Annotated in this window: 12 protein-coding genes and 1 other RNA gene; all 13 read right to left on the reverse strand. The window is 47.2% G+C overall.

The window, feature by feature from the left end:
* Positions 1 to 41: 41 nt before the first annotated feature.
* Positions 42 to 1,502 (reverse strand): reverse transcriptase, encoded by a 1,461-nt coding sequence (locus tag MKY22_RS12645; protein ID WP_341088985.1) that lies wholly within the window; start codon positions 1,500 to 1,502, stop codon positions 42 to 44.
* Between the two features lie 516 nt (positions 1,503 to 2,018).
* Positions 2,019 to 2,377: a transfer-messenger RNA gene (gene ssrA / locus MKY22_RS12650) on the reverse strand.
* A 58-nt stretch (positions 2,378 to 2,435) separates the two neighbouring features.
* Complete coding sequence (gene smpB, locus MKY22_RS12655) at positions 2,436 to 2,906, reverse strand: SsrA-binding protein SmpB (RefSeq protein ID WP_023469198.1); 471 nt, start codon at positions 2,904 to 2,906, stop codon at positions 2,436 to 2,438.
* 32 nt (positions 2,907 to 2,938) lie between these two features.
* On the reverse strand, positions 2,939 to 5,293 hold the full coding sequence (gene rnr, locus MKY22_RS12660; protein ID WP_341088986.1) for a ribonuclease R: 2,355 nt from the start codon (positions 5,291 to 5,293) through the stop codon (positions 2,939 to 2,941).
* Between the two features lie 14 nt (positions 5,294 to 5,307).
* Positions 5,308 to 6,048: an alpha/beta hydrolase gene (locus MKY22_RS12665; RefSeq protein WP_023469200.1), complete on the reverse strand. Its 741-nt coding sequence runs from the start codon at positions 6,046 to 6,048 to the stop codon at positions 5,308 to 5,310.
* 101 nt (positions 6,049 to 6,149) lie between these two features.
* A complete protein-coding gene (secG, locus tag MKY22_RS12670; RefSeq protein WP_023469201.1) occupies positions 6,150 to 6,383 on the reverse strand; it encodes a preprotein translocase subunit SecG in 234 nt (77 codons plus the stop codon).
* Positions 6,384 to 6,529: 146 nt separating this feature from the next.
* Positions 6,530 to 7,447: a ribose ABC transporter substrate-binding protein RbsB gene (gene rbsB / locus MKY22_RS12675; RefSeq protein WP_035396322.1), complete on the reverse strand. Its 918-nt coding sequence runs from the start codon at positions 7,445 to 7,447 to the stop codon at positions 6,530 to 6,532.
* 27 nt (positions 7,448 to 7,474) lie between these two features.
* Positions 7,475 to 8,443 (reverse strand): ribose ABC transporter permease, encoded by a 969-nt coding sequence (gene rbsC / locus MKY22_RS12680; protein ID WP_341088987.1) that lies wholly within the window; start codon positions 8,441 to 8,443, stop codon positions 7,475 to 7,477.
* A 1-nt stretch (position 8,444) separates the two neighbouring features.
* Positions 8,445 to 9,923, reverse strand: a complete 1,479-nt coding sequence (locus tag MKY22_RS12685; RefSeq protein WP_341088988.1) for a sugar ABC transporter ATP-binding protein — start codon at positions 9,921 to 9,923, stop codon at positions 8,445 to 8,447.
* Between the two features lie 12 nt (positions 9,924 to 9,935).
* A complete protein-coding gene (rbsD, locus tag MKY22_RS12690; protein ID WP_215147243.1) occupies positions 9,936 to 10,325 on the reverse strand; it encodes a D-ribose pyranase in 390 nt (129 codons plus the stop codon).
* A complete protein-coding gene (gene rbsK, locus MKY22_RS12695; RefSeq protein WP_341088989.1) occupies positions 10,322 to 11,200 on the reverse strand; it encodes a ribokinase in 879 nt (292 codons plus the stop codon). Before rbsK ends, rbsD begins: the two co-directional genes overlap by 4 nt.
* Positions 11,197 to 12,177, reverse strand: coding sequence for a LacI family DNA-binding transcriptional regulator (locus tag MKY22_RS12700; protein WP_312067340.1), 981 nt, complete (start codon positions 12,175 to 12,177; stop codon positions 11,197 to 11,199). Before MKY22_RS12700 ends, rbsK begins: the two co-directional genes overlap by 4 nt.
* Before the next feature lie 199 nt (positions 12,178 to 12,376).
* Positions 12,377 to 12,616, reverse strand: a complete 240-nt coding sequence (locus MKY22_RS12705; RefSeq protein ID WP_341088990.1) for a hypothetical protein — start codon at positions 12,614 to 12,616, stop codon at positions 12,377 to 12,379.
* Positions 12,617 to 12,750: the final 134 nt, after the last annotated feature.

Raw genomic sequence — 12,750 nt, forward strand, 5'->3', positions numbered from 1 at the left:
CCTCATTAATCTAAAATTATAATTAGTATTAAAATATACGACTAGTTTTTTAAATTTTGTCCATACATTTCTTTGTTATCTTTAAGCCTTTTATTTACTTTATACCAATGTCTTTTTACTTGTTGCCTAATTTGAACATCTACAGGAAGTGCCTTCATTATTTTTTCTGCTTTATAAGAATATGAAATAAAATTTCCATAGCCTTTATAATTCATCCCTAAATGAGTATATAGACCATAAAGACTTTTCATATAAGCATTTCTGTTGTAAACATGGTGTTTCTTAGCTAAAACCCTAGTTTTTCTGTAGGCACGATTATAATATTTAAACAAACTTTTCTCCCTAATCTTTATTGAATTACCATCGAATACAAATCCTAAGTAATCTAACTTAGATGATTGCCCCTCGAGAGTAGTCATTTTTTTATCAGAGTAATTAAGCAATATAGTTTTTTCTTTTTGTAATTTTAAGTCTTTATATCTAGAAATTTTTTCATAAATTTCATTTTTTATTTGATCCATCTGGTGTTCGTCGACATCAGGAATTATCCAAATTAAGTCGTCGCAATATCTTCTATACAAACCCTTTAATTTTTTAGTCCATTCATTCATTTCTATATCAAATTGTATCAGTCTAATATTAGAACAAACGGAACTTACTCCAGAACCCTGAGGAATACCAAACGTTTTTATGGTTTCAGGATAAACTTTTAGTTGATTAGATTTAATTAAATTTCTAAAAGTATGCATACTCATATAGTTTTTTATTTGTTTCTCATTTATTAAATTATCTATATCTATGTCTTTTTCATTTTTTAAAGATAGCAAATATCTATCAAGGTCTTCTTTTTCTAAATACCTAAATTTTGTAATTGATTTGAATACATTATAGATATCTGCAGGTAACTCTCCGACATTCAATAATTGTTTTAAAGATTTTTTTAATTCGTCATGAGATATATTGTCGAAAAAAGAAGAAAAATCTAAAGCAATAATCAATGCATTTTTTTGTTTTAAAATAAACTCAAAAACTTCTTTAGAGAAATGTATATTGTTTTTTCCTTTTTTATTATCTCTATAAGCAATCGAGCATTCATCAATATTATATTTTATAGCAAAATCGTTATAATACGTATTCAAAAGTTCACCATAGTATTTATATATATAACTATCAAAATGTGATGCATAATAAATCTCTCTTTTTTTGGGCTTTATATATTTATATTGTCCTTGATTAAATTCATTACTACTTGTTTTAAGTACTTTTAAAGTTTTATTATTATGACCTTCTATAAATGTATATTTTTTCAAATCTATACTGTAATGTATAAATGGTAAAAAAGCATGCTTTTGAACATATTCTTTATCTTGAATCAGTTCAAAAGCACGCCTTCTTATTGTTTTATTATGAGTCGGAGTGTACATGTTTCCAATAAAAATTTTTCTATCAATATGTAAATAATTTTTTGGATGATAATTTTTAAATCTTTCTAAAGTTTCCATGACTACAGGCTCCTTTAATTTAGAGCTAAGAAGGCATTAACCGGGTCTATTAAAAATCGCCTTCTCAGCATAAATAAAAATCAATCACTATTCTAATCATTAGGATGAAAACAGCAATCGGACCCAAATAAACAATTATTGTGTAATCATCATGTGATACTTGTGATGAATATAGGAGATGATTCAGAAATGACGAACAGAATCTTCTACTGGGTCGCCGCCGTGTTGCTTGACGTCTCAGGAGACTATCTGGTTGACAAGTTGAAACAATTCCTTTGCGTTTCTAATCAATACGCAACACTATTATTTTACTTTATATCCATAAAAATCACAAACTGTGAATAAAGATTTTATATTTTTAATTTAGGTACTTAATTTAATAAATGTATTTGTATTTAATCATATGTATTAATAACTTGTATTTTTATGATAAATCTAAAGATACTTTAATTTTCAAGTAAAAAGTGCCACACCTAAATTGGTGTGACACTTTTCTTGAAATCCGCTGATTTCGTCGTATGGAGACGGTGGGAGTCGAACCCACGTCCGAAGGCATCGTATACTTAAGCTTCTACGTGTGTAGTCAATTTATTGGGATCTCGTCGTCAGGCTGCCAATTGACAGGCGTCCGTCCGACCAGTCTGATTCTATCTCTTCTCTTTCCCTCCAGACGGAAGGGTCCAAGCGTAGCCTGTTTAAAGTGAGACCCTAGAAATCAGCCGACCAGGCGACAGCTGCTAGGATCCGCAGTTGCTATTACGCTGCTGCGAGTTGTGTGTTAGTTTTGCCAGTTATGGCTGGTGCGTTTTAACGAGGCCGACCCCTCGACACGCCACAGAAGACCGAACTACCCCCGTCGAATCCGTAACGTCCCCAAGATATAAAATTGGGGCTTTCCGAATACTAATATTCTAGCAGAAAAGTGTTACGGGTTCAATACTTTTGCTTATCGCGTAGTGCTCGCTCGATATCACGCTTCGCATCCTTCTTCTTCAGGTCGTCACGTTTATCGAATTTCTTCTTCCCGCGTCCGAGTCCGATCAAGCATTTCGCGTAACCGTTCTTGATGTAGACCTTCAGCGGTACGATCGTATAACCGTCCCGTGAGACTGCCCCGATCAAGTTCGCGATCTGTTTCTTGTGCAGCAACAGTTTCCGCGGACGGAGCTGTTCATGGTTATAGCGGTTCCCCTGTTCGAAGTGGGCGATGTTCGAGTTCCAGAGAATCGCTTCTCCCCCGTCGAACCGGACGAACGCGTCCCCGATGCTGATTTTTCCTTTACGGACTGATTTGATTTCCGTTCCCGTCAAGACGAGACCGGCTTCAATCGTATCCTCGATCGCATAATCGAACGAGGCCCGTTTGTTGTTCGCTAAGACTTTCGAATCTGTTCCCTTTGGCATGTTCGTTCACCACATTTCCGATGCGGAAGCGCTTATTTGCGCTTCCGTTTCTTATTCGAGACCGCCTTATGGAACGGCGGTTTATCTTTCTTATTCTTTAACGAGAATCCTTTTCCTTTGCTTTGGTCGCTCTTACCTGACCGTTTCTTGCCACGACGATCGTCCTTCTTCTTGTCGTCACGTTTTTGTCCCGGACGTCCACCGCTTGAGCGGATCGTCTTCGACTCGAACCGTTTCTTCGGCTGCCGCTCTGGCATTCCGACGACGCTGAAGTCGATCGTCCGTTCATCGATGTTGACGTTCGTGACCTTGATCTCAACGACGTCCCCAATCCGGAACTGTTGCTTCGTCCGCTCACCGATCAGCTGATAGTTAGCTTCATCGTAACGGTAGAAGTCATCCGTCATCGCTTGGATGTGAACGAGTCCTTCGATCGTGTTCGGCAATTCGACGAACATCCCGAAGTTCGTCACACCACTGACGACACCTTCAAATGTCTCACCGATGTGTTGCTCCATATACTCGGCTTTCTTCAAGGCGTTCGTTTCCCGCTCCGCATCAACGGCGCGACGCTCGCGTTTTGACGAGTGATCAGCGATCTCAGGTAAGATTTCCGAGTAACGGTCTTGCGTCTTCTGTGACTTATCGTTGTAGATGACGTACTCACGGAGCAGACGGTGAACCATCAAGTCCGGATAACGACGGATCGGTGACGTGAAGTGCGTGTAGTAGTCCGTCGACAGACCGAAGTGACCGATCGGTTCGATGTCGTATTTCGCTTGTTGGAGCGAACGGAGCATGACCGTACTGACGACGGCTTCTTCCGGCTCGCCTTCGACGGCGTTGAGGATCGATTGCAACGTTTTCGGTGCGACTGACTCGCCCTTGCGTTCGACATTGATGCCGAAGTTACCGATGAACTTGAAGAACGTATCGAGACGTTCAGCTTTTGGCTCATCGTGGATCCGGTACATGAACGGCAGTTTTTGACGCTGGATGTGCTCCGCGACCGTTTCGTTCGCTGCGAGCATGAACTCTTCGATCAACTTCTCAGCGACCGACCGTTCCCGGAGGATGATCTCACTCGTCTTGCCTTCTTCGTTGACGAGGACCTTCGCTTCCGGGAAGTCGAAGTTGATCGCCCCACGACGCGAGCGACGTTCGCGCAGGATTGCTGCGAGTTCTGCCATCTTGTCGAAGTACTCGACGAGATCTTGGTACTTCGCGATTACTTCTTCGTCTTCACGTTCGATGATTTTTCGGACGTCCGTGTACGTCATTCGTTCCGTTGTCTTGATGACACTCTGGAAGATCTCATGGTTGACGACAGCACCGTTCGCATCGATTTCCATGATACAGCTGAGCGTCAGACGATCAACGTGCGGATTGAGCGAGCAGATCCCGTTCGATAGACGGTGCGGAATCATCGGGATGACGCGGTCGACGAGATAAACACTCGTTCCGCGCTCACGCGCTTCTTCGTCGAGTGCTGAATCTTCTTTGACGTAATGCGAGACGTCGGCGATGTGGACACCAAGCTCGAAGTTACCGTTCGCTAACTTTTTGACGTGAACCGCATCATCGAGGTCTTTTGCGTCTGCCCCGTCAATCGTCACCGTCAATTCGTTCCGTAGATCAACGCGTCCGACTAAGTCTTTCTCATCGATCTGATCCGGTACAGCGTTCGCTTCAGCGATTGCTTCCGATGAGAAATCGACGTTGATGCCGTGCTTATGGACGATCGACAAGATGTCGACGCCTGGGTCATTCTTGTGACCGATGATTTTTAAGACTTTTGCCGTTCCGGCGTAGCGACCGTCTGGATACTTCGTGATCCGGGCGAGGACTTTATGGCCATCGACGGCACCGAGTGTATCGTCGTTCGCGACGACCGGTAAGAACGTCAGCTTCGTATCATCCGGTTCAATGTAAGCAATCGATTCAATTCGTCCTTTTGGACTGACGAACGTTCCCACGAAATCAGCTGGTCCGCGTGAGAGAATCTTGAGCAGTTTCCCTTCGCGACGATCGCCGCCGTTTGACTCGGCAAACACTTTGACGAGGACACGGTCGCCGTTATAGACGTTCTTCAGTTCCGGTGCCGGTAAGAAGATATCGCCTTCTGAGCCGTCTTCCGGTGAGACGAAACCGAACCCGCGTTGGTGGACGGAAATCTTCCCAGCGACTTGACCGATTTGCGCGAGCGTTCCGTACTTGTTCGAGCGTGTCCGGGCGATCAATGCTTCGTCTTCCATTGCGTTTAGCGTCCGGATCAATTCCTTGAATGTTTCCGTATCCGCTAGTTCTAGTTTTTTCGTTAATTGATCAATCGACAACGGACGTTCTTCCGTCGTGATGACCGTTAGTATTCGTTCACGTAATTCCAACGTGACACCTCCAGTTACTTGCTCCAGTTCAATGACTCCAGGAAGTCCAAGATGTCAGAGTGGAGCTGGTCTTTTTCTTTGTCGAGCGTAATGACGTGACCTGAGTTCTCATACCAGATCAGCTCTTTTTGGAAGGCACTGACTCCATCATGGATGATGTTCGCGGAGTCGGTGTTGATCATGTGGTCGTTGCGCGCTTGGACGACGAGCGTCGGTGCGTAGACGTCCTCGAGCGAATCGCGTGTCTCGCGCAGCAGTTCCTGTAAGTCCTTCAAGGTCGGCATCGGTTCGAAGGACGCCATCTCGTGGTCGATCTCTTCTTGTGATTTGCCTTCTCGCTTCTTGAATTCTCGTGCGTACTCGGTGACTCCTGCATACATGACTTCTTCACTTTTGATGTAGGCGGGTGCACACATCGGGATGACCGCTTTGACCGGACGGTTCATCGATAACTTCAGTGACATGACACCACCGAGCGATAGTCCGCAAACAGCGATTTCGTCATAACCTTTATCGACGAGTTCCTGATATCCGGCAAGGACATCCTGCCACCAGTCGGCTGGCCCGGTCTTCGTCAGCTCTTCGGGTGGGGCAGCGTGCCCTTTATATTGTGGTGCTAGGGACGTATAGCCTTGTTTTTGCAAGTAGCGACCGAGGATGCGGACATCCGCGCTCGATCCCGTGAATCCGTGTAATAGTAAAACGGCACGTGGGCCGGCTTCGAAAAAGAATGGTTTCGGTAAAGTGATTTTCATAAAATGATTCCCCCTCTAACTCTATACCCCATATCCGGAAAAATTGAATATCGAGAAATACAAAAAACGACAGCGCGATCATACGGCTGTCGTTTCAATGCTCACTTATAAAAAGCGACGAGTAACGCCAAGATGAAGAGTAATGCTCCTAAGATAGACGCCACACGATTTAGGACCGCATCCAAGCCACGAGCTTTTTGGCGACCAAATAATTGTTCTGCTCCACCCGTCAATGCTCCGAGTCCGGTCGTACGACCCGACATCAATAGAACGACGATGATGAGAAGAACGGAAACGACGATGAGGCCGACAAGAGCCACGTTATGAATGATCATCGATGATCCTCCTTCAGTAATATACGCTTCTTTCATTATAGAGAAAAACAAGTACGGGAACAAGGAATAGATTTAGGAACTTTTTCCTGCCTACTCTACCTGACGAAAAGAGACACCTGAATCGTCGACTCAGGTGTCTCATCTCCTTATTGTTTGATCAATTCGAGATCAACTGGGATGTTCTTCTCGACTGTTTCACCTTTTAAGTGCTTAATCGCTGTTTCGACACCCATCTTCCCGATCTCAGTCGGTTTTTGAGCGATTGTTCCTGCCATTTTTCCGTCTTTGACAGCTTTGACGGCATCATCCGTCGCATCGAAGCCGATGACTTTAACATCATTCAGACCCGCTGCTTTTAATGCTTCAACCGCACCAAGTGCCATCTCATCATTGTGTGCGAAGACTGCTTTGATGTCTTTGTTGTTCTGAAGGATGTTCTCCATGACCGACAACCCTTTTGCCCGATCGAAGTTGGCTGCTTGTTTTGCGACGACGTCAAGTTTACCGTCGACTGCTTCATGGAACCCTTTACCGCGATCGCGTGTTGCGGATGCTCCTGGAATCCCTTCGAGCTCAACGACTTTTGCTTTATCACCGACGAGTTCGATCATGTACTCACCTGCTTGTTTCCCACCAGCGACGTTATCCGACGCGATATGTGCAACGACGTCGCCTGCTTCTGCATTGCGGTCAACCGTGATGACGGGGATGTTCGCATCGTTCGCTGTTTGGACGGCTGCACCGACTGCTGCTGAATCCGTTGGGTTGATCAAAATGAGATCGACTTTCTTTTGAACCATGTCTTCGATATCGCTTGCTTGTTTTGCTGCATCATCTTGTGCATCTGCGACTTGAAGTGTTGCGCCTTGTGCTTTTGCTTCTTGTTCTGCCCCTTCTTTTAACGAGACGAAGAATGGGTTATTGAGGGTTGAAATCGAAAGACCGATCTTGAAGTCCTTCGTCTTCTTCTTCGTATCACCGTTGCTGCTGCCTGGCTGTTCCGTCGAACAGGCGGCTGCGAAGACCATTAATGCCATCATGACGACTGCAAGTAGTTTTTTCATCTGTAGATCCTCCTTTTAGAGTGTGGGTTACGCTGCTTGTTTCCGGTCCGCGAGTACCGCGAACAAAATGACTAAACCTTTGACGACGAGTTGGAAGAACGAGGAGACACCAAGCAAGTTGAGACCGTTGTTCAGTGTTCCGATGATCAAGGCACCAATCAAGGTACCGACAATCCAGCCACGACCACCTGACAGGCTCGTCCCACCAAGGACGACCGCTGCGATGGCGTCGAGTTCGTATGATGTCCCCGCCGTCGGCTGCGCCGAGTTCAGACGGGACGTCAGGATGATGCCGGCAAGTGCTGCCATCAAGCCTGAGAGTGAGTAGATCATGATTTTGACTTTATTGACTTGAATCCCCATCAACTTCGCTGCTTCTTCGTTCCCACCGATCGCATACGTATAACGACCGAACGTCGTCTTCTTCAAGATGAAGTAGAGGACCGCGAAGGCGATCAACATCGTTAGAACCGGTACAGGGAAGATCCAGAAGTAACCGCGTCCGAACAATTCGAACCAGCCACCTTGGCTCAGACCAGTGATCGGCTTCCCATCCGTATAGACGAGCGTCAAGCCGCGGAAGATCGTCATCGTCGCAAGTGTCGCGATGAACGGTGCAACTTTCCCGAGTGAGATGACCATCCCGTTCAAGGCACCCATGACGGCTCCGACGATCAATCCAGCCAGAACGGCGATCAACGCTGACGTTCCGTCCGTCATCAGACCCGCGACGAAGGCTGACGAGAGGGCGAGAATCGAGCCGACCGATAAATCAATCCCACCTGTCAGAATGACGAACGTCATTCCGAAGGCAATCAAGGCATTGATTGAGACTTGTCGTAAGATGTTAAATAGATTGTTTAATGTTAAAAAGTCCGGTTCCATGACCGAGACGACGAGGACGATCGCGAACAACCCTGCGAGTGGTCCAAGCTTTTGTCCGATCCCAAGACGTCTCGGTTTTGCTTCTGTTACCTTGCCTTGCATCAATTCCATATCATTGTCCTCCTGTCGCAAGTGTCATGATGCTTTCTTGCGTCGCTTCCTGTCGTGTCAACATGCCGCTCATCTTGCCTTCGCGCATGATGTAGACCCGGTCGCTCATTCCGAGAATCTCCGGGAGATCCGAGCTGACCATGATGATCGCGACACCCGCCGCAGCGAGTTCGTTCATGATGAGGTAAATCTCTTTCTTCGCCCCGACGTCGACACCACGTGTCGGTTCGTCGAGGATCAAGACTTTCGGTTGTGTCCCGAGCCATTTCGCGAGGACGACCTTCTGTTGGTTCCCACCGGACAGTGACTTCGCCGGCTGGTCCATCGAGCTGTGGCGGACCGAGAGTGACTTCAAGTATCCTTCCGCGAAATCGCGTTCTGCCTGATCCTTGATGACACCGGATTTTGATAACGAACGAATCGTCGGCAGTGAGATGTTCTCGCGCAGTGAAAAGTCGAGGAACAAGCCTTCGCCTTTGCGGTCCTCGGTCAAAAAGCCGATGCCCTGGCGAATTGCGTCGTAAGGTGTCTTAATCTTCAGCGACTGTCCGTTCAGTTCGATCGTCCCATCTTTCAGGCGATCGACACCGAACAATCCGCGCATGACTTCTGTCCGCCCGGCACCCATCAAACCAGAGAAGCCGATGATTTCGCCCGCCTTGACGGAGAACGAAACATCGTCGAACCGTTTCCCGCTCGCCTGTTTGACCTCAAGGACGGTCGCACCAATCGAAACATCACGATCCGGATACCGTTCACCCATCTCACGACCGACCATCTCCCGGACGATCTGTTCGAACGATGTCTCGGGAATCGCATGCGTCGAGACGGAGATCCCGTCCCGTAAGACCGTGATCCGGTCGCAGAGCTCAAAGATTTCCTCCATCCGGTGCGAGATATAGACAATCGAGACACCTTGGTTGCGCAGTGCCGTCGCGACGCTGAACAAGGCACGAATTTCCCGCTCCGTCAGTGCCGCTGTAGGTTCATCCATGATGATGACCTTCGCGTCCGTCATCAAAGCTTTTGCGATCTCAATCATCTGTTGCTGACCGACCGATAACGTCCGGGCAAGTTGATCAACGTCCATGAAGACGTTCAATTCGGCGAGTTCACGTTCTGCCTGCCGCTTCATCTCGCCTTGCTTGAGAATCCCGAAGCGTGACTTCAACTCCCGTCCGAGGAACAAGTTCTCCGTCACCGTCAAATCCGGGAGGATGTTCAGTTCCTGGTGGATGAAGGCAATTCCCGCTTCCTCGGCAAGCTTCGGATTCTTATATTCGACGTCCTGTCCATCGACGCGGATCGTACCTGCGTCCGCTTTATGGACACCGGTCAAAATCTTCATCAGCGTCGATTTCCCGGCACCGTTCTCTCCCATCAAGGCGTGGATCTCACCCGCAGCGAGTTCGAAATCAACACCTTTCAGGACGGGAACAGGACCGAATGCTTTTTTGATACCTGTCATCTCGATACGCATCGCATGACCCCCTTAAAAGATTACGCCGGAATGGAAGATGACATTTGCGTACGGTGTCGCTTCTCCGGTCCGGATGATGACCTTCGCCTGCTGTGTCTGTTTCTTGAACTCTTCATGCGAGACGAACGTCGTTTCGATCTGCATGGCTTCTAGTTGCTCGAGGACGTCCGGATTCGCTTCCTTGATCTCTGTTGCCAGTGTCAGCTGTTCAATCGCCATGTCACTGGCGACGACACGGACGACGTCGAGAAATGATGGTGTGCCGAGTTCCAGTGCTAAATCGATTCGTGCGACCCCGTCTGGAATCGGTAAGCCACAATCAGCGATGACGATCGTATCGGTATGACCAAGATCAGTCAGGACTTTGCTGATATGACTGTTTAAGATACCATGCTTCTTCATGCGTCTCCCTCCATCTGTTCCCGTGTCGGCATGCCGCCTTGTGCGCCAAGCGCACGGATGGATAAGCCAGCTGCCCGGTTCGCGAAACGAATCGCTTCAACGAGCGGTTGTCCTTCCGTTAACGCAACGGCTAAGGCACCGTTGAACGTATCCCCTGCTCCTGTCGTATCAACGACCGTCGTCTCGATCGCTGGAATCGTCACGATCGACTCACCGTCGTAGAAGCGTGCCCCGCGACTACCTTCCGTCACGATCAATTTATTCGGGTATTCCATGAGCCAATGTTCGATTGGTTGGTCTTGTCCGAAGATCAAGCCACATTCATGTTCGTTTGGCGTTAAGTATGTGACGTGTTCAATCAATTCCCGACTGAGTGACATCGCCGGTGCTGGATTCAAGACGACTGGAATGCCGGCTGCATATGCTTCGCGAGCAACGGTCTCGACCGTTTCGATTGGAATCTCGAGCTGGAGTAAGATGATTTTACTCTCCGAGAGAATTGGTGTAAGTGCATCACTCGTAAATTGCACATGTTGATTAGCAGACTGAACGACGACGATCGAGTTATCGCCTTCAGCGAGCGTGATATGTGCCGTTCCCGTCCGTTCACCTTCAATCGTTTGCAAATGTGTCGTCTGCACCCCTTGTGTTTTAAAGTTTTCGCGGATCGCGTCTCCGTTTGCATCACTGCCGACACAACCGATCATTTCGACGGTACTGCCGAGACGCGCGATTGCCACCGCTTGGTTCGCCCCTTTTCCGCCCGGTATGGTATGAAAGGCATCCCCGATGACCGTTTCGCCTGCGCCTGGACGGCGTTTGCTTTCGACGACGAGATCCATCGAGATACTGCCGATGACACTGATTTGTTTCATGCTTCCTCATCCTTCCGTTTCGTCGTTTCCCGTTCGATGATCTCAACTGTCAACTCATGATGAACGGCGGCAATCGGTGTGCCTTCAATCCGCTGAATCAAAAGTTTCGCCGCCAGTTCTCCCATTTGATAGATCGGCTGCGCAATCGTCGTCAACGGTGGTGAAATCATTTGTCCGAGTTCGATGCCGTCATAGCCGATCACTTGTAGCTCGTCCGGAATCGTGATCCCGCGTTCCGCAGCGACTTGCACCGTTGCTGCGGCAATGACATCGCTCGCAGCAAAGATTCCGTTGCAGTGATAGTGATCAAAGAGATAGTTCGCGGCATCGAGCGCTCCTTGAAAGTGGAACGGTGACTCGATGCTTGCGACGAGATGGGTTCCGGTGACTTCCTCAAAGCCGTCCCGGCGTTTCTTGATCGTCGGGAGTTTCGAAGGACCGCTGATGACTGCGAGCTCCGTCGCACCAGAAGCAAGTAAGAACGAAGCTGCCTTTTTCCCACCTTCGTATCCGTTTGAGGTCACCGTCGGAATCGCTCCTTGTAACACGCGGTCTAACGCTACGACCGGCACTTCGAGTTCTTCATAGTTCGGATTGTTTGAGTAGTTCGTTGTGATGATCAATCCGTCGACATGCATCGCCTCGAGTGACTTGATATATTCGCGTTCTTTCTGAAACTGTTCGTCTGTGTTACACAAAATGACTTGAAAACCATGTTGATGTGCCATATCTTCCACAGCTCGTGCGAGTTGTGGGAAAAACGGGTTCGTGATGTCTGGAACGATCAATCCGATCAGTCCGGACCGTTTTTGGAACAACGATCGCGCGACCCGGTTCGGTCGATAATCCAATTGTTTGATTGCCTGAAGCACCGCCTTACGCGATTTCTCACTGACATAACCCTTTTCGTTCATGACGCGTGAGACCGTCGCGACAGAGACATGGGCCGCTTTCGCTACTTCCCGGATGGTCGACATGTTTCGCCACCTCTTTCTTTTGATAACGCTTACAAGAATCATCATATTGTGTAACCGGTTACACATCAATCTTTTTTATATAAAATATATTTTATTTTTTTTCGAGTTCTTGGATTGGACCATAAAAAAGAAGCCTGACGCGGCGTCAGACTTACGATCACTCCATATGATCATGCACTTGAACACTCTGAATCATGTCTTAAATAAAAACAATCAGTGAAAGACCAATCAAAATATTAATGAATCCTAGCCCATCCGTCGCTTTCGTGTACAATGACGGTTTATCTTTTTTGACACTGTCATTCAGAAACATTAATGTCAAGGCAATGACTGTCGTTACGCCGAGTGGCGCATTGAGAAAACTATCGGAGTACGTAAATAAGTTATTCATAATGTAGACACTGTTCAAAATGGACAAACCAAACAACACTTTATGCATGAAACTCACCCCTATAATCACCAGGATCTTACGAAACCGACTACTATCTAATTTAGCTTCTCCTTCATTATAGAATATTCTTGTGTAATGCAGAATAGGAGTGCAGACTTGTGCGACGGAAACGTACACAGTTC

This window comes from Exiguobacterium sp. FSL W8-0210 (assembly GCF_038006045.1).
In the GTDB taxonomy this organism is placed as follows: domain Bacteria; phylum Bacillota; class Bacilli; order Exiguobacteriales; family Exiguobacteriaceae; genus Exiguobacterium_A.